This is a genomic window from Christiangramia forsetii KT0803 (assembly GCF_000060345.1).
Taxonomy (GTDB): Bacteria; Bacteroidota; Bacteroidia; order Flavobacteriales; family Flavobacteriaceae; genus Christiangramia; species Christiangramia forsetii.
The window spans coordinates 733,117-759,187 of sequence record NC_008571.1; the positions used below are offsets into that span (position 1 = coordinate 733,117).

The window sequence follows — 26,071 nt, forward strand, 5'->3', positions numbered from 1 at the left end:
TTAACTATTTTCTTCGAGTACTATTAAAGATTGTGTTTGAACTTCAATGATTTTATCAAAAAACTGTTTTAGTGCTTCATAATATTCTGGTGGATAAACAGCGTGTTTGAAAGTCAACCTGCATTGTACACTGATGGTTCTGTCCCCGGTTTGTCCTGCTGAAAGCATCAGGTTAGCAGCATTCCCCTGAATTTTTAGATTTCTTGTTTCAGGTAATTCGGTAACTTTAAATCCTTCGGGAATTTCAATTATTGCAGAGTAAACATATGCGTCTTTATATCCAAAGTCTATTGGGTAGGAACGATTTTCCTGCTTAAATGGATTTTCATCAAAAAATTTAAAACTAAATGGATTGAAGTAGATCTTATCATTTATTTTCTGACTGCCATTATTTAATGAATATTTTATCTCTAGATTTTTAGAGTGATCATGCTTGTTAAAAATGCTGGTGTTGTCTAAATGTGTTGATTCTATGGGGTTAGACAATTTATTGAAGACTTCATTATTATCAAGATCGTCAATATTGTTTCTGTAGCTCAGGGCATGGTAACCATCGGCGATCTGGAGGGAGAAACCATCAGAACTTCCATCTGGTTTGATGTTTATAGAATCTTTATATATAAATCTTGAGTAGTCTTTCGGTTCAATATCTATCCAGGAACTGCCCTTATCAAAATCGATGAGCCTGGCATATCCGTTTAAAGCTCTGTACGGTAAACGACCAAAATCGAGATTTTTCTCGGTAGCATCCAATACGTATTTGTCGCCATTCAGGTTTAGCTGAATAAAGAAATAATTGAAATCACTCAGTACCGGATGAACCTTCGAAGGAAATCCTTTATTCCTCGTGGCAGACATGACAGGTAAAACCTCAAAGCCTTCAGAAGTAAAAAGGTTATGTAAAACGCTATTAATTTCCAGAACACTTCCTGTTTTCTCATCAAGAACATCCCTTATGTTCATGTCTTTGTAAAGATTATATTCTTCATTCCAGTTGAATTCATCCTGAACGTACTTGTAGATCTGCTGTGCCTTTTCAATATTATTAGGTAAAGAACTAATCGCTTCAGGTAACAAGTCGTCTACCAGGCGATCTTTTTTTAACTGTCGTCCTATATTTCTGTCTAATTCCAGTTCCTTATCTACATCTTCCCAGTCTTTTGTGTATTTTTCTACATATCCATCAAGGCGTGTGATTTGTTTTAGTTCATACTCGATCCTGCTTATATAATTCCTTTCAGCAGTTAAAAATTTTTCTGGTTTAAAAGCGGGGATATCCTCCATTTCAAATACCGTCTCAACACAATCTGCAGGGGTAGTACTGGAACCAAACTGAAAACATTCTTTAATAACCCTGGCATCATTGGTTTTTAATTTTAAAGAACCTCGTTTGGTAGTATAATATTCATAATTAGCAGGAATTTTGGCTGTGAATTTTGAATATGCCTTAGGAATATAGGCCTGAAATTCCCAAGTTGTAAAATCAAATATGAAAGGAGAAACCAATTCGTAAGAATAAACCAAAACAGATCCCGGTTTAACATCTGGGAATGTGAACTTTTTCAGATTATAATTTTCAAATTCCTCTGTATATACATTATCAGGATTCAGGTTTTGCTTTACCTTTTTGCCATTTTCCAGATTATAGGTGGAAGCTTTTAAATTGAGCACCCGTTCCTTATCACGCTCACTTTTTCTTAATGGAATTGTGATATTGGCTTCATCGAGTCCTTCTTTATTATAAATCTTAATTTTAGCCGTATACCTGGTTACAAGGTCATAATTTCGTTTTTCGTCAATTTCACTAAATCCTTCTTCAAAAAGATAGGCCGCATTGGCCAGGGAATCTTTGGTGTAAAAAGTGGTCTCGAGATCGCTATTAGAAGGAATAATTGCCTTTGTGTAAAAAACTGGTTTCTGCGCGTTTAATAAAAAAGAAAATAGGAGAAAGATGGTGCAGGTAAGCTTATTCATGAATAGATAATTGAATAATTTTAAAGTGATGTTTTTTGCGTAAAAAACTCTGAATAATATGCTGGGCGTCCCTGTTATTATCCATGGGAGTGATAATAGAACGTATTATATCCAGGTTGTTAATTTGGTGGTTAAGATTAAAATAGCCGGTACCTTTAAAATCTCCATCTTCAATTAGCAAAGCACTTTTTTCGTCTACTTCACGCCCGCGCCCGATAAGCAACATATTTTGATTGTTGTAAGAGTGACGATCTATTAATTTATTCACTCTTTCATTATATGATATAGGCGGCTCTTCTCCAATACAGGCACCGTGGCAACTTTTTATAGTATAGGCAAAACAATTCCCGGTTCCGCCATGTAAACCGGCCAGGCGTTCGCAGAGTTCAAATTCGGTAACCCACTTTTCGAGAGAATTTTTAGCTGATCTTAACGAGCTAAACGTGGTAATGTTTTTCTTCGTTTTGTTGGCACGACCAATTTTAAGATTGATATATCCATCATCATCGGTGAACTGATAAAGTGCATGGCTAAAGATATCTCTTTTCAGAGCTCGATTATAACGAGGTTTTAGTTCTTTTATTTCCTGATTTTCTTTTAACAACGCAATGAGTTCGTTGCCCGTAAGCTCATAAGAAACCGAAGCAACCTTCTTCTGCATTTCCCTGGATTTAGGATTGTCATTGGTAAAATGTTGATTAACCCTTTTCCTAATATTCCTGGATTTTCCTACATAGATGATTTCGCTATTCTCATCATGAAAATAATAGACTCCAGTTTCAGAAGGTAGTTCCTCGAGTATAAAAACGAGCTTGGTATCGAGATTACGTTTGGGTTCTTTTCTTACATGCTCTTTCATGATGTCTTTTTCAACATCTTTGGCCAGCAACATTTTAAATAGTTTGATGGTTGCCTGCGCATCTCCGGCAGCACGATGACGATCACTTAATGGAATTCCCAGTGACCTCACCAGTTTTCCTAAACTATAAGAGGGCAGTCCTGGAATTAATTTTTTGGAAAGTTCTACCGTGCAAAGGCTCTTTCTTTCATATTCAAAACCTAGTCGGCGGAATTCCGTACGCAGAATTCGATAATCAAATTTGGCGTTATGGGCTACAAGGATGCAGTCTTCGGTGATCTCTACAATGCGTTTTGCCACCTCGTAAAATTTAGGTGCATTTTTAAGCATATCGTTGTTGATCCCGGTTAAATTCACAACGAACGGCTGGATAGGTTGTTCAGGATTTACAAGACTTATAAACTGGTCTACAACTTTCTGACCATCAAACTTATAAATTGCAATTTCGGTGATCCCTTCTTCATTGTATTTGCCACCCGTAGTCTCTATGTCTAATATTGCGTACAAATTCGCTTTACTTCGTTAATTATAATTTCTTGCGCCAAATATACTACTTCCAATTCGCACCATGGTTGTTCCGCAGGCGACAGCAACTTGATAATCACCGCTCATGCCCATAGAAAGCTCTTTAAGTTCTGGATATTGTTCTTTGAATTTATCAAAAACTGACTTCAGATAGTTAAATTCTGATTTTACCTGTTCTTCATCATCTGTAAAGGTTGCCATCCCCATAAGCCCGATGATGTTTACATGTTCCATTTTTGAATAAGCTTCCGATTTCAGAATTTCATTTGCTTCTTCAGAATCTAACCCAAATTTAGAATCTTCCTCAGCGATCTTTATCTGAAGCAGGCAGTCTATAGTCCGCTCGTTTTGCCTGGCTCTTTTGTTGATCTCCTTCAGAAGCTTTAAGCTATCTACCGCGTGTATAAGATTTACATAAGGCGCCATGTACTTCACCTTGTTTCTTTGGGTATGGCCAACCATATGCCATTGAATATCCTTGGGAAGTTCTTCCCATTTATCGGTCATTTCCTGGATCTTGTTCTCCCCAAAAATTCTTTGGCCGGCATTATAAGCCTCCATAAGATCTTCGTTAGGTTTGGTTTTAGAAATGGCAACGAGCTTTACACTTTCAGGCAGCTCATTGATATATTTTTCAATATTCTTAGAAATACTCATCCTTTATTTTGATTTTAAATTAAGGATTAAAAATAACAGTAGGGTAACGGTGGTTAGAATTGCAAAGTTCAGAATTCATAAATAGTAAGACCGCTTCGCAATTTAGGTTCAATATAAGTACTTTTTGGCGGCATAGTTAAATTTTCATCTGCAATTTGTTTTATTTCTTCAATTTCTGCAGGTAACATTCCAAAGCCAACTTCAAATTCTCCATTATCTACCCGGGTTTTCAATTCAATAAGATCATTACGGCCATGAATGTACGAGATGCGATTATCATTCCTGAGATCTTCGATACCAAGGACTGGTTTTAAGATCTTTTCATACAAAATATATGAATCCAGTTCGCTCAGGGAATTGGTAAATTTATAGTTGGTCTTTCTCAGGTAAAGAGAATAGAACTCCCCATCCAGGTACATATTGAAATGATGCTTTTTGGAAGGTCTGTAAATTTCGAAACCACGGTTTTCAATTCGAAACCATTCATCTAGCAGGATTAAAAATTCTTCTTTAGAATGCCCGTTCAGGTCTTTAATAAGCCTGCTAAACTCAAATATTCTCAAGTTACTTTCAGAAATTAGATAACTCATAAAAAAGTTATATGCTTCTTTACCGGTATGCCTGGGATTACTCTCTTTGCTTTCCTTGGCCAGCAACCACGAAGAAGCACTTCTATGATGGCCATCTGCGATATAGATCTTTTCCATCGTTTCAAACCGGGCTTTTATCTTTTTAATATTTTCATTGTCATCAATAAGCCACAGGGAATGAGTTTCTTTATTTGAAGTCGCAAACTCATATTCCGGTCTGGATTTCATTCTTTCATTCAGTAATTCATTGATGGTAGTATCATCTGGATAGGTAAGCAATACAGGTTCTGTATTAAAACCTACCACCTTCAGGTAATCCTTGAAAAGCTCCTCCCGGTGCGCAATAGTATCTTCATGACGGCGAATCACATCCCTTCCATAATCTTCTGCACTTGCAGCGGCAATAATCCCGCAACAGGAAGCTTCCCTTGTCTGGATTTTATAGATATAATAACAGGGCTCATCGTCCTGTTTAAAAATATGATCTTCCTTAAATTCCAGATATCGGTTCTTAACCATCCCAAAGCGTTTTTCTCCGCCAATTTCATGCTGAAATTTGTATCCGGGATTTATGATATGTAAGAATGAATAAGGATTATATTCTAATTGTGCCTTTAATTCATCATCGCCATAATCTTCATACGAACGTGAAGCAACCAGGCCTGCATATTCACGGGTAGGTCTTACGGCTTTAAATGGAAGTATTTTTGTCAAATTTTTATGGATCTCAAAAGGATGAGATTTCTCAGTCGTTTCGGCCGAAGAGAGAAATCTCAATATTAACTACTCAATACTATTTACTACTAAACTGAGCAGAAACCTTCTCTGCTTTTCTACTTTCAGAATAGTCATAAAAACCTTCTCCAGACTTAACGCCAATCTTTCCGGCTCTAACCATATTTGTTAATAGCGGGCAAGGCGCATACTTCGGATTTTTAAATCCGTTGTACATGACTTCAAGAATGGAATGACAAACGTCCAGCCCAATAAAATCTGCAAGTTGAAGAGGTCCCATTGGATGGGCCATTCCCAGTTTCATAACGGTATCTATTTCATAAACCCCTGCCACGCCATTGTAAAGTGTTTCTATAGCCTCGTTGATCATCGGCATTAAAATCCTGTTGGCAACAAACCCCGGGTAATCGTTCACTTCTACCGGAACTTTATTCAGCTTTTCTGAAAGCTCCATAATTTTATTGGTCACTTCATCTGTGGTGTTATAACCACGAATAATCTCCACCAATTTCATGATTGGTACAGGATTCATGAAATGCATCCCGATCACTCGCTCTGGATTTGAAACTACAGAAGCAATCTGGGTAATAGAAATAGAGGAGGTGTTTGAAGCTAAGATTGTATCTGCTGATGTTTGCTGATCCAGGTGTCTAAAGATCTTCAGTTTTAATTCTGTGTTTTCAGTAGCCGCTTCTACCACAAGATCTGCATTTCCAACTGCTTCAGAAATATCGGTATGGGTAGAGATATTATCCAAGGTAGATTTTTTCTGATCTTCGCTGATCTTTTCTTTAGACACCATACGATCAAGATTCTTAGAAATGGTATCGATCCCTTTTTTCAGACTTTCTTCTGAAATATCGATCAATTGAACTTTGAATCCGCTTTGAGCGAATGTATGAGCTATACCGTTCCCCATGGTCCCGGCACCTATAACTGAAATATTCTTCATTTTGTATTTTTTTTAGGAAGACTTTCCTGAGCCGTCATCCTGAACTTGTTTCAGGATCTCTTAGAAGCTGAAACAAGTTCAGCTTGACAAACTATTTAATGAAAGCCTTAGAATTCGAATTATACATTAAAATTAGCAATTACCCGGTTCGCAACTTTGAGGGCATTCGCAGCCTGCTGCATCGTTACTACAGGTTCTTTATCATTATTGATAGCATCGGCAAAACTTTCCAATTCCTCTAGAATGGCATTATTTGCAGAAACATCAGGATTGTCAAAATAGATTTGTTTTTTAATTCCTTCAGCATTTTGAAGCACCATAGCATACTCATCAGGATTTTCAGGCGCATCTTTCATCTTCACCACCTCGCATTTTTTCTCCAGAAAATCTACTGAAATATAGGCGTCACGCTGAAAGAACCTTGATTTTCTCATGTTCTTCATAGAGATTCGGCTTGCTGTTAAATTGGCAACACAACCATTCTCAAATTCAATCCTCGCATTGGCAATATCTGGAGTGTCACTAATTACTGAAACTCCGCTGGCATTGATCTTAACCACTTTTGATTTCACCACACTCAGTACAGCATCTATATCGTGGATCATCAGGTCTAATACAACGGGAACATCGGTGCCACGGGGGTTAAATTCTGCAAGTCTATGTGCTTCGATGAACATAGGGTTTTCAATACGATCTGCAACCGCCTGAAACGCCGGGTTAAATCTTTCTACATGACCTACCTGACCTTTTACACCATGTTCTTTAGTAAGTTTAATGAGTTCTTCAGCCTCCTCGTAAGTATTGGTGATAGGTTTCTCAATAAAAAGATGTTTGCCTGCAGAAATGACCTTTTTTGCGACGTCAAAATGCGCCAGAGTAGGAGTGACCACATCTATCATATCTGCCTCAGCAATTAATTCATCCAGATTTTCATACATCTTATAGCCAAATTCTTTAGCTACTTTTTCAGCATTCTTTTTATCTGCGTCGTAAAAACCGATAAGCTCATATTCTTCAGACTGCTTTAAAAGTTTTAGATGAATTTTTCCCAAATGACCTGCACCCAGGACTCCTGCTTTCAGCATATTTTTGCATTTTTCACAAAAATAGCATTTTGATATTAAATACTTTATAAAATTAGGCCAAATCCCGGACGGCATTTGCTTGGGATAAATCACATGCTTTGCCTAATTTTATGCCTGATTAAAGCACAGAAAAGTTGAAGGATACTTACAGACATCAGGGGAAAAGACAGCAGTTGGTAAAAACCGTGAAAAAAAAGGGGATTACCGATGAGAAGGTGCTTGGCGCTATAGGAAATATCCCGCGACATCTTTTTATGGACAGTAGTTTTGAAGATCATGCCTATCAGGATAAAGCTTTTCCTATCGCAGCAGATCAAACAATTTCCCAACCCTATACAGTGGCTTTTCAGTCTGAACTTTTAGAGATTAAAAAAGGGGAAAAAGTTTTGGAAGTTGGTACCGGAAGCGGATATCAAACCGCGGTTCTCTGTCTGCTAGGTGCTAAAGTATATAGTATTGAGCGCCAGCGTGAGCTCTATAAAAAAACGAAAAGTTTTCTTTCAAAACTTGGTTACAGACCTAAATACCTGAGTTTTGGTGATGGTTATAAGGGAATTCCCGAGTATGCGCCTTACGATAAAATTATAGTCACAGCGGGAGCGCCAGAAGTTCCAAGAGACCTTTTGAGTCAGTTAAAAGTAGGGGGCAGGCTGGTAATTCCCGTAGGAACCGATGTGCAAACGATGACTTTATTCATTAGAAAATCTGCCAAGGAATTTGATAAAAACGAGTTTGGAGCTTTTAGATTTGTGCCCTTGCTGGAAGACAAAAATTAGTTTATAATTGATAATGAATAATTGAAAATTATCATTTTGAATGATTTATGTTATTTCAAAAGGAGCATAGCCGAGGAGAAACCTATTGGGTAATACGATTTACCAGGAGATACCTCCCTTTGGTCGAGATGACAAGTAAAATTGAACTCTGTTTTTAGTTGAATGATAACCGCACAATTCTGAAGACTGTCAATTTTAAGGTAGAAATATGAAATTTCAACTTTCTTTCAAAACTGGATTTGTTCATTTCGAAGAAGCACCGGGATTGAAAAATCTCTCTTTATCTATAAATCTTGACCTACATACTCTGAAATAATAACTAAAAAAGCCCCGTTTAAAACGAGGCTCTTAATTATTAAAAGATTGTATAGTTTACTTTGCAGAATTATCTTCAGCTTTATCAACTACAAGTCTGGTATCACGGTTAGCGATTTCCCAGGCAGTTAAAAAAGCAAGCTTAGCTCTTTTTTCCAAAGCTGAATAGCTGATTTTTTCAGCAGTGTCGGTAGGCTTATGGTAATCTGCATGCACCCCGTTGAAATAAAATATTACAGGAATATTATTTTTTGCGAAGTTATAATGGTCACTTCTATAATAAAATCTGTTAGGATCATTTTCATCATTATATTTATAATCGAGATCCATATTCATATACTTATTATTCACTTCTTCGCTTAATTCATGAAGTTCTGTACTCAACATGTCACTTCCAATTAAGTAAACATAGTTGTCGTTACCTTCATGTGCAGGATCTATACGACCAATCATATCCATATTGAGGTTAGCAACAGTATTTTCCAGGGGAATAATAGGATTTTCAGTATAATATTTAGAACCTAACAAACCTTTTTCCTCTCCTGTAATATGAAATAACAGAATAGATCTTTTTGGAGTATAACCGGCTTTTTTAGCCTTGGTGAATGCTTCTGCAATTTCCAGAAGAGCCATAGGGCCAGAACCACCGTCATCTGCACCATTGTAAATATCACCTTCTTTACCTATCCCAACGTGATCATAATGCGAAGAAATTACGATCACCTCTTCAGGCTTTTCGCTTCCTTCTATAAAGCCCAGTACATTTTCAGAAGCTTTTAGTTTTCCTTTGAAATACTCGGTAGGAATTACTTGGAAGTAATTGTTCATACCTTTAGGTGCTTTAATACCTAAACTTTTATATTCATTTACAATATATTCAGCCGCTTTTTTCTGACCTGGTTCCCCGGTGTTTCTTCCTTCATACTCATCACTGGCGAAAGTATATAAGTGTTCTTTTAATTCATCTGCAGTAATGGTATTGGCATATTCCATAGGATCTGCATTTTCGATATTTTTATTTTGGGCACCACATGCCGTAAGCAGGGCTGGAATGGCGAAAAGCAAAATTTTTTTCATAATAATATTTAGTTTTTAAATAACTCCCGCCAATATAGCGGTTTTGATATTAATTAATTATAAGAGATTCATAAATATAGACTAGAGAGATGTGGAATGGTTTAATTGTGATGTGGATATATTGAGGGAGAATGAGAATACTGAAATTAAATAACCGAAACCTGCTGATTGCTAAAGCAATAAAAATTACTTCAAAAAAGATGGAAAATTAGTTGTTATAAATTAAAAAAGCTTGTTATATTTGCACCCGCATTCAGCAAATAGCTGATGAGGCACTCAGGAGAAATGGCAGAGTGGTCGAATGCGGCAGTCTTGAAAACTGTTGAGGGTCACACCTCCGGGGGTTCGAATCCCTCTTTCTCCGCTGAAAGACCTACAATAGGCACCAAAAACCCTGTAAATCAATGATTTACAGGGTTTTTCATTTTAGTTGATTTCATTTTATATCAAATAATAGCAATCTAAAAGGGGCTAATTCGGTGGAGGTAGTATCTTTTTTAAAAGGTCCACCAGAGAGACATAAACAACTGTAATTAAGTAACTTAACTTAATTTTAAAGTTAATATTTTTTATTATATTGGTGGACATCGATGCACTAAAAATTATGTCACTCCCACTTTCACTCTTATTTTTTATTAAAAAAAGTAAAGTAAACGCATCAGGAAAGACCACTATCTTCCTGAGAATAACGCTTGACGGACGTCGGTGCGAATTCAGCGTCCATCGCAAAATTAAGTTAGGCTGGTGGAACTCCCGAACCCAACTTGCACTTGGTAATTCCCCCGAAGCTCAAGAAATCAATAAGTATTTGAGTGTTGTAAAGAATAAGATTTATTCCATTCAGCAGAATTTTGAACGAGAAAATATAGCTTATTCAGCATCAAGTCTTCGGGATGCACTTTTAGGAAAAGATAAAACTCAAAAAATGCTCTTAGAAATATTTCAGGAGCACAACGATAAAGTGGAAAGTCTCATCGGGAAAGATTTCGCCACCGGAACCGCCGAGCGTTATCGCACTTGTAAAAAACACGTAGCAGCTTTTGTAAAGCAGAAATACAATAAAAATGATATTCCTGTTCAAGATGTTGACCATAAATTCATCACAGGGCTTGAATACTATCTTAAAACAACTCGTAAGTGCGCACATAACTCTGCCATCAAGTATATCACCAATTTCAAAAAGATAATTCGCATTGCACACGCAAACGATTGGATCGATAAAGATCCCTTCTTACATTGGAAAGGTAAACTTAAGATTGTTGAGCGCGAGTTTTTGACGGAAGAAGAAATTCAAAAAATCATAGATCTCCATCTGAAAATGGAACGTTTAGACCAAGTTCGGGATATTTTTATTTTCTGTTGCTTTACCGGTCTGGCGTATGCCGATGTTAAAAAACTGAATAGAGGTGATATTAGCGTTGGTGCAGACGGTGAGGAATGGGTAAAAACAAAACGCTCCAAAACCGATACCAGAAGTAATATCCCGATATTACCCATTGCTAAAACAATCATTGAGAAATATAAAGATAATGAGCTGCTGAAAGAAAAAGATTTGGTGTTACCTGTCCTAAGTAATCAAAAAATGAATGCGTATATCAAAGAGATTGCAAACTTGGCTGGCATTTCCAAGAACCTGACCTTTCATCTTGCTAGACATACCTTTGCAACCACGGTGACCCTTACGAACGGAGTTCCCATAGAATCTGTAAGTAAAATGCTGGGACATACCAACCTTAAGACGACTCAGCATTATGCCAAGATTTTGGATATGAAAGTGAGTAAGGATATGGCAATTTTACGATCAAAATTTAAATAAGCTACTAGAGAGGCATCCCATAGTATTTACCTATACGGTTGTATTTTAGCAGATTATCGTACTGGCCAGAAATTGGCCTGATTTCTTCCTGTTTTATTTTAAGACCCTTCCCAACGAACCTGATCTTAACCCTCCGCTCAGTGTAGAGAATTTTTCACCGGTGGTACCCGTATTTTTTCCTTCACCAGCGGAACGTTTGTTTTCCCTCAAAAAAATAAAACTTAAAATTCGTAAAAAGGGCTTGGCCGTTTATTTTGTTTTTCTTTTAAGTTTATAAGAAGGTACCAAATTTTGGCCTGGTCTCGGGACGCTGTTGGTCAATTTTTGGTACGCATGCGTACCGAGGGCTGTCCCGGATATGGGACGCTGAACAATCCTAAATGGAAAACTTGCAATGGACTTCCTTTAGATGCCCCAGCTGTATCTCTCCCAAGTTGACGGCTTCATCGTAGAACCGTTCACAACGGTTAAGGGCCTTGTCCACGTCGGTGGACGAAAAATCGATCTTGCCCTTGAAGCGCATGATATGGTGCGCATTGCAGAGCATATAAAATTGGCGCTGTAGCCCGAACGTTGTCCGGGAAAATACCCTTTGGGGCAAATCGGTAAAGAGACCACATAAATGGAACAGATAGGACAGGGTATAATGGTTCGGGGAATATTCCCAAAAGATGTTCAAAAGGCCAAGGCATACCTGCTCCATCGCAAAATGCATTATCGCCATCTGGGAAACGGCATCGTAGTTGACAGCGATGATGCCGACGGTCGAAAGGAGATACTCCGCCCGTTCCATACGATCTCGCCATGCTTTGCGGAACTGCTCATATAGTGTTTCATGGAAGTATAAGCTCATTTTGCCCGATTCGGATACCATGTCGTCCTTCTCGAACATACAAGGTGCCCCGGAAACGATACGGTTCAAAAAATTGTCCCCTATGTTCAATCTTTTAAGGAGATTGGAAAGGGTATGGAAAATGACGTACACCTTACAACTTCCTTTCAATTTAGCGTTCAGTCCGTCCATAAAGTCCTGTAGGTTTCTTGCCGGGGCCTTATGGCCGATGACCAAGAGGGTATAGGTGACCGATTTCCGTGGCACCTCGGATGACGGTGGCAGGTAGACCTTCCGTTCGCTCCGCTCGGTCAGGATACCGATAACGTATACCGAATGCAAGGGGACCGCTTTCTTTAGCAGTGCGAGGATTTTATCCCCCTTTGGGAATTTTTTGGGTGTCACCGTTTCCATGATATGCTGTTTTAGATAAATAAACAGCAAAGCTGTCAAGTACCGAACCAGCACCGTTTGTACTTTACCGCATGTTAATTGTTTTTTACCCGTTACGGATTGTATGAAAAATCATATATTTGATATATGGAAAAAGCAGTGAAACCGAACCATATCGGTAGAAAGATTGGACGCATCAGGGAACTTCGGGGGATGAAGCAGGAAACCTTGGCGGAGGAACTGGGAATCAGTCAACAGGCCGTATCAAAGATAGAGCAGTCCGAGAAGGTCGAGGACGATAAATTAAATCAAATTGCAAAAGTGCTCGGAGTCACCAAAGAAGGAATAGAGAGTTTTTCCGATGAAGCCATCTTTAATATTATCGGCAATACTGTTACGAATCACGATAACTCTTCCCTACTTTGTTTTCAGCCTAATTTCAATCCCATTGAAAAGTTAGTAGAGGTTTACGAAGAAAATAAAAAACTATACGAACGCCTATTAAAGGCCGAACAGGAAAAAATTACTTATCTGGAAAAGCTGATGAAAGAAAAATAAATTCTAAAATATATATTAAAATGGAGCCGTTACTGAACGGCTCCATTTTTTTTGGTCAATTACTTCTTTTCCGGTCGTTCCTGAAATGGACCAATTCTTAGTTTAGTATAGAAACTTCATTTTTCTGTTGCCACTAGGATAGTGGTCATACCTGTTTATGGGGCTTCCCAAGCGGACTATCCTATCATTGTCATTTACCCAAGGTCGAAAGGGAGAACGAAACTAAATTAAATCACTGTTTATCAGTTATTTACTATGGAATTTAGACACACAACACCGCAACGCGTGTTGTCCTCTTGCTCTTCAACCTTCATTTCATTTCGGGATTTCGAACTTCTTTCCTAAATCTAAAAAGCTTGTATACGATAATCCTAATAAATAACTCTTTTTTTAAGAAATATGTTCTCCACTTTTATTGTATTATTAAAAAGTAATTTGAAACGTTGCGGATTTTTTTATTCAGATTATAAATACGTTACGTCAAAAAGCTAAGCTAATAATTTAAGATGTCAATTGGGTTCAATTAGTTGACATAATGGCATTTACACACATACTTATTATATCTTGAGCGTTTTCCTTTTCTTTTTATATTGAATTCTATGTAACTATATAATTACCGAATTTATTTATGGCAAAATGATACAGGTTAGCGTTCAATTCAATCTTAATCACTTACTTCCCATAGCGCCATCGCCGTTACCTTTTCGGTAACCAATAATAAAATTATGACTGAGTAAGAACTTATAAAAGTGAAGCCTGCCCTGAGCGTAGTCGAATGGGTGAGCGAACGGTTATGCAGTTCGTCTCGGGCAGAATTTTAAACTTTGTGTAGAAAGAGGTTGTGGTAATCTTTTTGCCAGGCGAACGCTATCGTTTTTTCTGCGATAGGGTTCAAGATGGTGTAGTGAACCTCTCTTCTCGGAATAAAGCCTTTTGCGAAATGCAGAGGAATGGGGTGGAACGGTTTGTAATTACTATACTAATTTGGTTTTATGAGCCGATTAGGAATTCTATTCGGCTCATAATAATATGTTTGATAGTTTATTTGGCAATAAAAAGTTTCTAAATTATTTTCCTCTTACTAATATCAAATCCAAGCTGCCAGAAATACATATCAATAAATTTCATCTGAGTGTATTGTGGGTATATAGTTTTAAGGTTTTTAAGTTCCTCTTCATTGGACTCAATAAACTTAAAGAGTTCTCTAAGACTTTTTTCTTTTAGGGTAGTAGATTTTAGCTCTAATTGCTTGACCCCATCGATAAAAAATCGATCATAAGCTGGTAGGCATCCTAACGTTCCTAAAATTATTTTGCTTATAAGGGTGTCTGTCGGGGTAATATTGTGTTTTTTATCGTAGTAAATCGATAGCTCCTTAATTAATTCTAATATCTTAGGTAAATTAAATAATGTAATTTCATAATTTTGGTTACATCTCAAATGCTTATAGCTATTAAGAATATTTACAGGTTCTAAGTGAACCTTGTAATCATTTTGAAGCAGTTGGCTAGAGCCCCTATACATACCCCAACTTGCTAGGTAAAAACCTAAATGAAGTGCTAGTGTATCTGTATCTAAATTATCCTTCCCAAAAGCCTCATAACAATGTTGCCAGGAATTATAACGGTGGAATTCTAGAGAATTTTTTTTGACAAATGATTTTATTGTATCTCTCAAGATGAACGTTATCCTATATTTCTTTAAGCCCTAGCTCTTTCAAAAATTTGTTGTGTTCTTTTGTACTTAAGGCTATTCTCTCCTCTATATCCATTAATTCTTTGTGAACCTCTTCAAGGTTTATTTGCTCTTCAGCTTCTGCTGTGCTAACGTATCGCGAGATATTAAGGTTGTAGCCATTATCTTCAATTTCATCCATTGAAACTCTACGGGCATAACGCTCTATTTTTTTTGGTCGTGATTTGTAGGTCTCAATGATATTTTTAATATCAGATTTACGAAGTTCATTTTGATTTTTTGATTTTTTGTAGTTGCCCTCTGCTGATGCGTTTATGAATAATACATCACTTTCACGTTTGCATTTCTTTATGACCAAAATACATACTGGAATTCCTGTTGAATAGAATAGGTTAGCAGGCAACCCAATCACGGTATCAACATTTCCATCTTTAAGTAATTTGGTACGAATTCGCTCCTCTGCACCACTACGGAATAATACACCGTGTGGTAAGATGATTGCCATTGTTCCATTCTGGCTTAAAAAATGGAAGCCGTGAAGTAAAAAAGCGAAATCAGCTGCGCTCTTTGGTGCTAAACCATAGCTCTTGAACCTAAAATCTTCTCCTAAAGTTTCGGTAGGCTCCCAACGTAAACTGAAAGGTGGATTTGCCACAATAGCATCAAACTCTACTTTCTTGGAAGGATTCATTTCATTTAAAATATCCCATTGGTTTTTTAAGGTGTCACCGTGGAATATCTCAAACTCGGTATCTTTCATACCGTGTAAGAGCATATTCATACGCGCCAGATTGTAGGTAGTGATATTATTCTCTTGTCCATAAATTTTACCGATTCTTCCACCGTTGTCTTTAATACGTCTGCGTACATTTAATAATAAACTACCCGATCCACAGGCAAAATCCAGCACATTGTTTAATTTGTCTTTTGGACCGCTTGTATGGTCTGGTTTTTGAGCATCCAATGTTACAATTTGAGAGAGAACAGAAGAAACTTCTTGCGGTGTATAAAATTCCCCTGCTTTTTTACCAGAACCAGCTGCAAACTTGCCAATCAAATATTCGTAAGCATCACCTAACGTATCGATGTCGGTGGAAAATTCGGCTATACCTTCGGCAATTTTTTGAATGATAGTACACAATTTATCATTTCTTTCTTTTTCCGATTTTCCTAGCTTTTCCGAATTCAAATTTATTTCAGAAAACAGTCCGTGAAACGTACTCTCAAATGATTCTTCCTCGATATGACGAAAACCTTTCTCTATGGTTTTCAGTAAATCAGGATGATGCGTACGCGCTAATTCAGTAATATTGCTCCACAAATACTTGGGTTTGATTACATAATGTACTTTTCTTTGCATTTGCTTTTCAAACTCAATAATATCCTCTTCATTATCCTCGTACCAAATTTCCAATGGTGGTGGTACTACAAAGTCTGGACGTGTATCTTTTGACGAACTTTTTGGATAATCTTTACCAAGTTCTTTTTTTGCCGACTCTTCATAGTTGTGAGATAAGTATCGTAAAAACAGAAAAGAGAGCATATAGTCTCGAAAAGCATCTGCATTCATCGCGCCACGTAACTTATTTGCTATACCCCAGAGGGTTTTTCCTAATTTATCTTGTTGTTTCTTACTCATTATAATTAATATTTAAATCGATATTTTTCAATTATCTTACTGAAAATCTCTTCGAATAGTGGGATATCTTTATCAGACATTAGATTTGACTTCGTTCTATATACATCCTGGTGTGAAAGTGAGTTTATTTTATCTGACACCATACTAGCATCTTCCATTCCAATTTGATTTAAAACATATCCTATACGTGGTCTTCCCAGAAACGAGGCAATATGTTCAAGTAATTGTCTTAAAAGTGCAAAATGATAAACAAAGAGCTCATCATTTATTGCATCTTCTAACGTTTTTAATAGATGCAAATGGAATAGAAATACTCCATTTTTTTCATTCAAGCTCAACTCACCAGTATTGATGTCCTTTTGTAATAAATAAGTTTTAGTTTGACTTTCAAATATTTTGGATTTTTCACCTTTAGTGAACCTATTTGCAAGAATTGAGAATAACCCAATATGGTGTGTAGTAATGATAACTTTCTTGTTTGGAAAAACACCATCAATTAGATTAATGATAGATTCAGTTGTTAAATATATATTGTTCTCATCCATACTTGATACTGGGTCATCAATGAATAAATGGGCATCTTGTTCTCCATCACCAGTAAATGTCTCAACATCAAATAGTGCCAAATAAAAGCACCAAATAAAGATTTTTTCTTGTCCTCTTGAAATTTTAATTGGTATTCCCTTATTCTCATCTTCGTAAAAAGAAATGGACGCAATGCCTTTCTCCCTATTGCCATCTTCATATAGATTTAATTCAAAAATATAATTTGGATTATATAGTGATAACTTTTCTATCAAAATTGGGGTATCGAGCAATAGTGAGTGATGCGTATTGAGAGAACTACCCTTTATACCCAGCTTCACATTTTCATTTTGATGCTCTTCATCATTATCCCAAACAAATAAATCTTCGCTGTAAGCATTATAATATACTCCAGTATGTCGGCCCCCATTTTGAGCCTTGGTATAATTTTTATACCCGACGGATAACTGCGTTTTACCAGTAGCGTTAAAAGCATAAATCAAACAAATTTTATGTTCTAATTCGTAAAGCTCTTTAGCTATTTCTTTCGAGTTTTTCATACTTCTAGTTCACTTTAGGGAACAAACCCTGTAATAAGCCCTTTTTATGTTGTTCTATTTGAGCTATTTTGTTTTGTTGAGCAGAAATCAAATCATCCATCGATGTGAGGCAAGTGGCTATTTTTTGCTGTTCTTGCATAGATGGTAGAGATATGGTGATTTTTGAAAAATTTTTATAAAACAAATAGCTTCTAATGCCTCCTTCAGTATTTCTGTTAACTAACTTCAAGAAGTACGGTGTTTCCAAATATTGATTTAAAAATTTGTCATCTACGATATTTTCCGTTTTGAAGCACACATATAAAGAACTAATTAGAATATTGTTCAAATTTCCGGAATAGCCTATAGAACCAACGTTAATCCTGGCTGGATTATACGCAAAAGTATTTTTTTCAATTATTTTATATAATGATATGTCATAGCCTCTTCGTTTACTATTCATATCATCAAATTGTTCAGATTGTGGCAAAAAACCGTCCTTATTATTTATCGAATAAACTGGTAAATTTTTGTTGTCTTTATTTTTGTTAGATATAACGTTCGTAATCTTTCCAAGGGTAGTTTTTTCCCACTCCTTATCATTTTTAAACTCTGCAAACCGATAGTTAGGAACGTTTAGCCCATCCTGCGGAAACAGATTTTGCATCAGACCTCTTTTATGACGTTTTAAGGCTTCCAACTTCTCAATAAATCCGAGAATTAACTCATCAAGCGAGGCTATACAATCTGCAATTTTTTGTTGTTCTTGGGTTTGCGGTTGGGGTATTTTAATTTCTGAAAATTGTTTATAACTTACCATTTTCCCATCTCGAATGCCTTCAAGATTTTTATTTAGATGGGATATAAACACATCTGTTTTAAAATATTGTTTGTAAAAAAGATTCAGTAAATTTTTTTTCTTCCTTCTCAAAATTATGTATGCTGGGCTACATATTCCTAAATGATTCGAATATTCTATACCCCCTTGAAATGATCTTAGACTAATAATAAAATCACCTACTTCAACAACTTTATAGCCTTCAACACTTTTTTTAGATACGGACACGTGATAATTGATTTCCTCTCTTGGAATGGCTCCTTGATCTTGGGTAATAGCTAGGATGGGTAGTTCTGAGTTATGATTTTTATTTGAGACTGTTTTGAATAGCTTATTACCATAAAAGTAATCCCATTCCCCATCATCTTCAAATGCAGGAAATCTTAGCTCTGGCACTAATTTATTTTTTATCTTATTCATAAGGCTGTAGTCCAGAAATTTCACGGCCTTCGGCCTGTTTTTTTAATTGGGGCACAAGGTCTTCCATTAATTGTAATTCCCGCTTACGGCGTTCTTTCCAGCCCAATTCAAGTGGTTCTAAAAGATCAGTCAGGTGTTCACCATCAAAAATCATTCTTTCCATAATGACTGCAACAAAGGTTTTAAGATGTTTGGTTTCTAATCCATTTTTACGGGCGATTGTTGCCAATTCTTTTTCGTGTTTTTCAGTTTTAAATGTTTCAAAGTTATTTTTAAGCTCTTCGACGGTTTGCCCTACGCTCCAATCAACTTGATTAATAAAATCTGAAAAATCTTCTTCCTCATCCATCAAATTTGAATGTGATTTTAGCAAATTAATAATCTGTTCCCGGCTCATTTTCTGCTTATTGGGTTTTTGCTGGGTGCTGTCCGCAATCAAACTCATTATATAATCATAGTCTATTATCGCACTACTAAAGAGTACAAACTCAAAGTCTAGTTCCTGTATCTCGGATGGTGCATCATCGCCTTGTTTTTGCTGTATCTCACGAAGTTGCTTTGCAGTTTCTATATAGCTGCTCCTAAACTCCTGTAATTTTTCAGTAGGCAAAATCTCCTCTATAACTTCTTGCTGCTCGTCGTTCAGGTCTGTATACTGGTCTAGCTCGGTCTTAAGCTTTTGTACCTTTTTAAAACTCTTCACAAAGGCTATACGCGCCGCATCACCTTTAAGGTTGTAAACTTCTTGAGGTTCATTCACTAAATTATGTTCTTTCATAAACTCGCCCAATGCCGCCACGGCTTCTTGATATTGTTCTATAACTACAGGTGCAGGTTCTACCATCCAGATTTTTACGGCGCGGTCTTTATCCTCTCCTGAGAACAAAGTAATGGCTTGATTTACCGAGTCCTGCTGCGAACGGAAATCCAATATATTCCCATAAGGTTTAGTGTCATTCAAAACCCGATTGGTTCTGGAAAACGCCTGAATCAGGCCGTGATATTTCAAGTTTTTATCAACATACAGCGTATTGAGATATTTTGAGTCAAAACCTGTGAGCAACATATCTACCACGATGGTAATATCTATTTTTTTGTCTTTTGGAAGAGTCTTGTTGTCATACTTCTGGTCTTTGATGCGTTGTTGTACATCTTGGTAATACAAGTCAAACTCATTGATGGTATGGTGTGTTTTAAATTGTTTGTTATAGTCTGCAATTATTTCTTCCAAAGCCCTTTTCTTTTCTTCAGGATTGTGCTTGTTGTCTTCCCGTTCAGTGTCTAAATCTTCTTGCAGTTGTCTGATGTCGGCAGCATTCTTTTGACTTTGCTGGTTACCATCTTTTGCTATTAATTGTGCGGGTGGCGAAAAGACAGCGGTAATTTGGAAAGCGTTGTAATCTGGATCTTCCTCCGCTAGTTGTTTTTGTTTGTTTTTTAACAAACGATAATATGTAATGGCATCGTTTATAGAACTGGTTGCCAGAACAGCATTAAAGCGACGATTGTTGGTTGCCCTGTCGTGTTTTTTAATGATTGCATCTACGACGGCTTGTTGTGCTAATGCCTCACCAGGTTTCGCTTGGTGTTTGCCCTCGCCCTTAAAATAGTCAATATGAAAACGTAGTACGTTTTTATCCTCTATGGCGTGTGTGATTGTGTATTTGGGCAATTCATTCTCAAATACCGATTTCGTGGTTTTATAGGTTTCAAATTCTCCTTCGCGAATTTTATAAGTGGCATTCTCTTCAAAAATAGGTGTGCCTGTAAATCCAAATAATTGGGAATTAGGGAAGAAATCCTTAATGGCTCTATGATTTTCACCGAACTGCGACCGGTGGCACTCATCAAAAATGAATATCATCCGCTTATCACTCAAGGGTTCTAAACGTTCTTTATAATTACGTGTTTGCGTGCCGTCAAGTGCCAAGCCAAGTTTCTGGATTGTAGTAACTATTACTTTATCCGTATAATCATCAGATAAAAGTCGCCGTACCAGCGTTTCGGTATTCGTATTCTCTTCTACACTGCCTTCTTGAAACTTATTGAACTCTTCTCGGGTTTGCCTATCCAAATCCTTACGATCTACCACAAACAAACATTTGTGAATATCGTTATTGCCCTTAAGTAAAGTCGCCGCTTTAAAAGATGTGAGTGTTTTTCCACTTCCCGTAGTGTGCCAAATGTAGCCATTACCTCTGTATTGTTCAATGGAATCAACGATAGCCTTAACCGCATAAATTTGATATGGGCGCATTACTAATATTTTTTGCTCACTTTCCACGAGCACCATATACTTGCTTATCATTTCGCCCAGAGTACACTTTTCAAGAAACTTCTGTGTAAATGGCTCTATATGTGTTATCTTCTTATTATCAGGGTCGGCTAATTGATAAATAGGCAAAAATTGCTCATCGGCATTAAAGGCGAAGTGTTTATTCTTGTTATTGGAAAAATAGTAGGTATTTGTTCTGTTGCTTACTATAAACAACTGCATAAAACAAAGCAGCGTATTGCCATAGCCGTTTCCTGGCTCATTCTTATAATCAATAATTTGCTGCATTGCTTTTCGCGGCGATATATCAAGTTTTTTAAGCTCAATTTGCACTAATGGCAAACCGTTCAGCAATAGAATCACATCATATCTTTGGTTACTGTTCTCGGTGTTGATTTTTAATTGACTTATGACTTCAAAATCATTTTTACACCAATCCTTGAGATTAACAAGCATATAATGAAGAGGCGTTCCGTCCTCTCGCTGGAAATATTGACGCTCACGTAATTTTTTGGAAGCGAGAAAAACATCAGGTGTGATGATTTCTTCTCTTAAGCGTATAAATTCGTTATCTGACAATCGCACTCGATTAAGAGCCTCAAACTTTTCTCTGAAATTAAGCTCTAGCGTTTTTCTATCAATTATACCAGAACGGTACGTATATTTTTGCGCTACCAGTTGGTTGATGAATTGTTGTTCTATTTGGTTTTCTTTGGCCATTCAATTTTTCACTTTAAGTGAATATGATATTTTTATTTTGTTATAGTTTCTCAAGAATTACAGTTTTCAGCCATTGAAACGCTTCTTCTTGGTCATATTTAATTTCCGGTCGTAATAAGGCTTCCATATCTCCTGTAAAATTGGGATCTTGTTCTTTTTCTTCAATATTCATTAAAAACTCTTTTTGACCTGGCGGTCTATTTCCTGTTGAAAATGTTGTGTACTCCTTAAAACATTTAATGATCTGGTCTATGTCCAATTCTATATGCAATCTGGAATAATCCAAGTCGAATAAATCCCTTCCCTTGCTACGCTGGTATAAGGCTCTTAATTTGGTTCCCAGTAATTCATTGATATTATAAGTTCGGATATTGGCTTTCCCTGTAAACCAATCGTTTTTTACTTCAAAAGGAATTTCTACCCAAGGCAATACGTTAAAATGCTCTTTACAGTTGATTTCCAATTTTAAGCGCAATCTAATTCCTTCATATTCAGAAGTGAAACGATATAGTGCTTTTGCTCCGTGTCCTTTAACTTGTGTTTTTCTTGGTTCTTCAAAAAATGTGATTACTTCATTTAGACGTTGCATTATTGGTTTTATAGGACCTGGTTTTATTTGGACCAAATCTATATCTTCAGAATATCTCGGTGCTGGATTCAAATACAATTTGTGAAGGGCGGTACCGCCTCTAAAGGCTAAGTTTTCATTTAAGAATTCATCTGAGAAAATTTCTACCAATGCTCGACTAATGACAAGGTCTTGTTCTACTTGATAAAACTGTTTCCAAGGTGCTTGTTCTTGCCATTTCGCTATGTAGGGCTTGGGTATCATAAATCGCTCTCTATTTTTATATTCACATCCACTTTCCAATTATTATGAATGGCTCCAGGTCTCTCTTTTGATTTTGGACTCAATAACACTGGATAGTATTTTGATGTCTTTAAGTACTCTTTTATGGGTTCGTACAAATTCGATTCAACTTGTAGTTCGTCTTCTAGCAAAAAGCCCAAACGTTGTAAGGTGCTTTTGTGAGGATACCAACTAAGTAAATCTTCTATATCTTGAACGTTTATTTCTTCTGACAGTTCTTCGAGAATAGCTAACATTCTATTGATACCACCCAACTTGGTTTGATGATGGATTAAATCTACAGTTGTTAGCGCTGGACTTGAAATTTTAAAAATACCTGCATCCGATTTTTTCTCTAAAATGTTTTTTGTTGGCCATTTTGAAGTTGTAAAAAAATGAATATCTATCGATGATTTTTTAATATCAGGGAATGACTTATCTGTCATTACATATTCCCGTTGCACTTGTTGATGTCCTGCGCCGTGAAACTTTGCAGCAGAATAAAAGCCTAAGTAATAATTACTATCCAAATAGTCAAAAAGCTTATGTGCAAATAACTGCACAGGTAGCTGTTCTTGTTTGGAATATCTTGGTGGAATGATTAAATAAAACCCTTTTCTTAAGTTTACAATTTCCTTTTTGGCTACCAAACGTGAAAGCTCTCGCTTTAAAGCAGTATCAGTTTTATGACACTTTTTTACAAGTTCATCCCAAGAAAACGAGTATTCCTCAAAGGATTGTAGTTGCTTTATATAGTCTGAAATATCCACTTAAAAGTAAATTTTCGAGAAAGATACCATTTTACGGTAATTATCTCGTTATTCTACTATAAAAATTTTTAATTTTGCCAAAGCATTGCCATAAGGACTATAAGTATCAATTTTATATGAAAACGCTGTTCATCTGCTCCGCAAACAAACAACGCTCAAAAACGGCCGAAGACTATTTTGCTGAAAAGCATCCTGAATACAACTTTAAAAGTGCAGGCACCAATATCAAAATTTGTAGAAAAGAAGGAACAACTGAGCTGACTGAAGATTTGTTAGAATGGGCAGACAAAGTCTATGTGATGGAAAAGAAACATTTAGACCAAATTAAGAAGCATACAGGCTCAAAATATTACTCGAAAATTGAAGTCTTGAATATTCGAGACATTTACAAATATTACGATGCTGATTTAATCACGATTTTGGAAGAGAAGGTATCTTTCTAAAATTACCTTTATAGTGGTAAAAATACCCTATAAACCATTAAAATTACTATTATAGTGGTCTTTTGCTTACTCTCGACTTAATATAGTTGAATGGCTCACCTTTAGCAAACTTTCGAGAAAAACACTAAAAATTGGTACTTTACTCAAAAGTTTACTATAATCTGATCTAAAATAATTTAATTTGAACTCATTTATGCAGACTTATATACTGGGCTCGCATAAATATCCCAAAACTCACAAACTTTTGTTAAAAAGGGGCTAATTCGGGGTCAGTAAATTTTAAGGGACGTTTGAAGCCCTGTAAATGCTATAAAAATGAGAATTTGGATAGTTCCTCTTTCTCCGCTGGGAATTGATCAAATTCCACTAAAAGCCCGTAAATATTATGTTTGCGGGCTTTTTTTATGGATCAAGCCTAATTGTTGTGTTTATGCAAAAATATTGGTTAGTCTATAGAGTAAGAATTCTACATTTCTAACTCCTCTAAATTGGGACCTAAAGGCTATTATCTTTATATTGAAAGATTCTGGTGAAGCATTTTTGAGGTTGATCCATCTGTTCTACCCGGTAGCAGAATTTTATTGGCTACAACTTCGGTAACATAGCGTTTTTCACCTTCCTTGGTTTCATAAGATCTGGAAGTCAGAAGATTTCCGCAGTTTTTCCCCAGGAAACAATAGCATGTCATTGGGTGTTCTGTACTTTTTCGCCTTTTAAATCTTTATAGAATTCATTGGTAGCAATGGAGAAACTAGCTGCTTTTTTGCCACTTTCAAGGTTCTTGATTTTAGGATTGTTTCCCACGTGTCCGATTAACTGTAATTTGTTTCTAAGTGTACTCATGATTGAAAAAAAAATAAATGAATTATTTATTTTCCGCTTCAGTTTTATGGATTTGATACGATTTCATGATTTCTATTTTAAAACTTACTTCCCGTAGAGCCATTACAGTTACCTTTTTTGATGCTTATATAATTTCGGGAAATAGAATTAGGGTAGACTTATAAAAAGGAGGCACGACTGGCTTATGCAGTCTGGACTAACTTCTAATTCATGGTATTTTGCATTACAAAAAAGGGAATTACAGTGATGGTCGGGAGAAATGTTTAAATAACCGTGGGAAGGATAAATGGAATTTGTAGCGGAAGAGATTATATTTATCGTAAACGATAACGAACTGAATAGAATTGAAGACGGAGGTAGAGTAGTAGTATTTTATTCCTGATGAATTAGGAGGTATTAAAAATAAAGATATTTTTAATTAAGGTTCGAATTTTCTGGCCTTTATCTTTTATTATATAGAAATTTCACATGACATGATTAGCAATTGAATTCTGGAAAAGAGAAAAAAGGCTTAAAGTCGAAATGAAAATCCTTCAGCCTTTTTTGTTTTATATTTATTTTCATCAAACATGTATAGAAAAGAACCTTTTCTAGAAGAATTCATATCCTTTTCATCCAATTTTATCAGAATGTCCATGACATTAATTTTATTGATGAAATTTCTTTTATCAAGTTTTTCGTTCAGAATTGATTCGTAAAGTTTTTGTAATTGCTTCATGGTAAATTTTGGGGGTAATAATTCAAACCCCAAAGGTTCCTTTGAAGTTTTATATCGTAGCCTGCTAATAGCGTGTTTAACCATAATATCATGGTCAAAGATCAGATTAGGGGCTTCAGATATACTAAACCATTGCGCTGAAAATTGTTCCGTTAGCTCTTCATTGTGATCTTCAATATTTATTAAAGCGTAATAAGCTACAGATATAGTTCTTTCCGCTGGATCCCGATCTACCTTGCTATAACTATGGAGCTGCTCTAAAAAGACATTATTAATTCCCGTCAATGTTTTTAGAATTCTGTCTGCGGCCTGATCTAAATTTTCATGTTTCTTAAGGAATCCGCCCATTAATGACCATTTTCCTTTTTCTGGTGCAAAATCTCTTTTTATAAGAAGAATTTTTAATTCTTCCTTGTCAAACCCAAAAATTATACAGTCAACGGCAAGTAGAGCTTTATCTTCTGAAGAATAATTATTAATCATTTAGCAAATATAAAATTTTAGGCTTAAATCAACGCAGATAAGTGTTGTAAGAACATTTATAACTTAATTAATTGGAATCTTTTATTTATCAGAGGCTTAAAGTTAAATAAATGTAAAATAATTCTTGTTTTTTTATAAAATGTTTAATTAATTTGGAAGTGTAAATAAA

The 26,071-nt window shown here is 36.1% G+C and carries 20 protein-coding genes, 1 tRNA gene and 1 pseudogene; 5 read left to right on the forward strand and 17 right to left on the reverse strand.

Annotated elements, in window-relative coordinates; all coding sequences use genetic code 11:
* The 6 genes from GFO_RS03155 to GFO_RS03180 form a co-directional block, all read right to left on the reverse strand.
* Complete coding sequence (locus GFO_RS03155) at positions 1 to 1,974, reverse strand: DUF3857 domain-containing protein (protein ID WP_011708577.1); 1,974 nt, start codon at positions 1,972 to 1,974, stop codon at positions 1 to 3.
* Positions 1,967 to 3,340 carry an exonuclease domain-containing protein gene (locus GFO_RS03160; protein WP_011708578.1) on the reverse strand — a complete coding sequence of 458 codons (1,374 nt, stop codon included), beginning with the start codon at positions 3,338 to 3,340 and terminating at the stop codon, positions 1,967 to 1,969. Before GFO_RS03160 ends, GFO_RS03155 begins: the two co-directional genes overlap by 8 nt.
* A 15-nt stretch (positions 3,341 to 3,355) precedes the next feature.
* Positions 3,356 to 4,015, reverse strand: coding sequence for a YggS family pyridoxal phosphate-dependent enzyme (locus tag GFO_RS03165; RefSeq protein WP_011708579.1), 660 nt, complete (start codon positions 4,013 to 4,015; stop codon positions 3,356 to 3,358).
* 68 nt (positions 4,016 to 4,083) lie between these two features.
* Entirely contained in the window at positions 4,084 to 5,319 is a 1,236-nt protein-coding gene (locus GFO_RS03170; RefSeq protein WP_041250225.1) for a DUF1015 domain-containing protein, read from the reverse strand.
* Between the two features lie 79 nt (positions 5,320 to 5,398).
* A complete protein-coding gene (locus GFO_RS03175) occupies positions 5,399 to 6,292 on the reverse strand; it encodes a 3-hydroxyacyl-CoA dehydrogenase family protein (RefSeq protein WP_011708581.1) in 894 nt (297 codons plus the stop codon).
* 119 nt (positions 6,293 to 6,411) lie between these two features.
* Positions 6,412 to 7,377: a Gfo/Idh/MocA family protein gene (locus GFO_RS03180; RefSeq protein WP_041249988.1), complete on the reverse strand. Its 966-nt coding sequence runs from the start codon at positions 7,375 to 7,377 to the stop codon at positions 6,412 to 6,414.
* A gap of 134 nt (positions 7,378 to 7,511) precedes the next feature.
* Here GFO_RS03180 and GFO_RS03185 point away from each other — a divergent pair, with 134 nt between their 5' ends.
* A complete protein-coding gene (locus GFO_RS03185) occupies positions 7,512 to 8,153 on the forward strand; it encodes a protein-L-isoaspartate(D-aspartate) O-methyltransferase (protein WP_011708583.1) in 642 nt (213 codons plus the stop codon).
* A 372-nt stretch (positions 8,154 to 8,525) separates the two neighbouring features.
* On the opposite strand, the gene GFO_RS03190 is transcribed toward GFO_RS03185, so the two are convergent.
* The gene (locus tag GFO_RS03190; RefSeq protein ID WP_011708584.1) at positions 8,526 to 9,545 is read right to left on the reverse strand and encodes a M28 family metallopeptidase; all 1,020 of its coding nucleotides are present in this window, start codon (positions 9,543 to 9,545) and stop codon (positions 8,526 to 8,528) included.
* 279 nt (positions 9,546 to 9,824) lie between these two features.
* Between GFO_RS03190 and GFO_RS03195 the strand changes: the two genes are divergently transcribed.
* Both GFO_RS03195 and GFO_RS03200 read left to right on the forward strand, forming a co-directional pair.
* Positions 9,825 to 9,909 (forward strand) — tRNA-Ser (locus GFO_RS03195).
* A 240-nt stretch (positions 9,910 to 10,149) separates the two neighbouring features.
* Positions 10,150 to 11,361, forward strand: a complete 1,212-nt coding sequence (locus GFO_RS03200; RefSeq protein WP_041249989.1) for a site-specific integrase — start codon at positions 10,150 to 10,152, stop codon at positions 11,359 to 11,361.
* Between the two features lie 376 nt (positions 11,362 to 11,737).
* Here the strand turns inward: GFO_RS03200 and GFO_RS03205 are convergent, their stop codons facing one another.
* Positions 11,738 to 12,607, reverse strand: coding sequence for a hypothetical protein (locus tag GFO_RS03205; RefSeq protein WP_041249990.1), 870 nt, complete (start codon positions 12,605 to 12,607; stop codon positions 11,738 to 11,740).
* Between the two features lie 126 nt (positions 12,608 to 12,733).
* Between GFO_RS03205 and GFO_RS03210 the strand changes: the two genes are divergently transcribed.
* A complete protein-coding gene (locus GFO_RS03210) occupies positions 12,734 to 13,144 on the forward strand; it encodes a helix-turn-helix domain-containing protein (RefSeq protein WP_011708588.1) in 411 nt (136 codons plus the stop codon).
* 1,062 nt (positions 13,145 to 14,206) lie between these two features.
* Here GFO_RS03210 and GFO_RS03215 read toward each other — a convergent pair.
* Genes GFO_RS03215 through GFO_RS03245 form a run of 7 tightly spaced genes read right to left on the reverse strand, consistent with a single transcriptional unit; the run spans position 14,207 to position 23,415 of the window.
* Entirely contained in the window at positions 14,207 to 14,821 is a 615-nt protein-coding gene (locus GFO_RS03215; protein ID WP_011708590.1) for a hypothetical protein, read from the reverse strand.
* Positions 14,822 to 14,834: 13 nt separating this feature from the next.
* Complete coding sequence (locus GFO_RS03220) at positions 14,835 to 16,478, reverse strand: type I restriction-modification system subunit M (RefSeq protein WP_011708591.1); 1,644 nt, start codon at positions 16,476 to 16,478, stop codon at positions 14,835 to 14,837.
* Positions 16,479 to 16,483: 5 nt separating this feature from the next.
* Positions 16,484 to 17,563 (reverse strand): AAA family ATPase, encoded by a 1,080-nt coding sequence (locus GFO_RS03225; RefSeq protein WP_011708592.1) that lies wholly within the window; start codon positions 17,561 to 17,563, stop codon positions 16,484 to 16,486.
* Positions 17,564 to 17,567: 4 nt separating this feature from the next.
* The gene (locus tag GFO_RS03230) at positions 17,568 to 18,800 is read right to left on the reverse strand and encodes a restriction endonuclease subunit S (RefSeq protein ID WP_041249992.1); all 1,233 of its coding nucleotides are present in this window, start codon (positions 18,798 to 18,800) and stop codon (positions 17,568 to 17,570) included.
* A complete protein-coding gene (locus GFO_RS03235; protein WP_011708594.1) occupies positions 18,793 to 21,795 on the reverse strand; it encodes a type I restriction endonuclease subunit R in 3,003 nt (1,000 codons plus the stop codon). Before GFO_RS03235 ends, GFO_RS03230 begins: the two co-directional genes overlap by 8 nt.
* 40 nt (positions 21,796 to 21,835) lie before the next feature.
* Complete coding sequence (locus GFO_RS03240) at positions 21,836 to 22,627, reverse strand: nucleotidyl transferase AbiEii/AbiGii toxin family protein (protein ID WP_011708595.1); 792 nt, start codon at positions 22,625 to 22,627, stop codon at positions 21,836 to 21,838.
* Positions 22,624 to 23,415: a type IV toxin-antitoxin system AbiEi family antitoxin domain-containing protein gene (locus GFO_RS03245; protein ID WP_011708596.1), complete on the reverse strand. Its 792-nt coding sequence runs from the start codon at positions 23,413 to 23,415 to the stop codon at positions 22,624 to 22,626. Before GFO_RS03245 ends, GFO_RS03240 begins: the two co-directional genes overlap by 4 nt.
* A 116-nt stretch (positions 23,416 to 23,531) precedes the next feature.
* Here GFO_RS03245 and GFO_RS03250 point away from each other — a divergent pair, with 116 nt between their 5' ends.
* Positions 23,532 to 23,858 (forward strand): phosphotyrosine protein phosphatase, encoded by a 327-nt coding sequence (locus GFO_RS03250; RefSeq protein WP_041250226.1) that lies wholly within the window; start codon positions 23,532 to 23,534, stop codon positions 23,856 to 23,858.
* Between the two features lie 511 nt (positions 23,859 to 24,369).
* Here GFO_RS03250 and GFO_RS03255 read toward each other — a convergent pair.
* Together GFO_RS03255 and GFO_RS03260 are read right to left on the reverse strand one after the other, a co-directional pair.
* A pseudogene (locus tag GFO_RS03255) lies at positions 24,370 to 24,701 on the reverse strand (single-stranded DNA-binding protein).
* A 511-nt stretch (positions 24,702 to 25,212) separates the two neighbouring features.
* The gene (locus GFO_RS03260) at positions 25,213 to 25,902 is read right to left on the reverse strand and encodes an NUDIX hydrolase (protein WP_011708601.1); all 690 of its coding nucleotides are present in this window, start codon (positions 25,900 to 25,902) and stop codon (positions 25,213 to 25,215) included.
* Positions 25,903 to 26,071 lie beyond the last annotated feature (169 nt).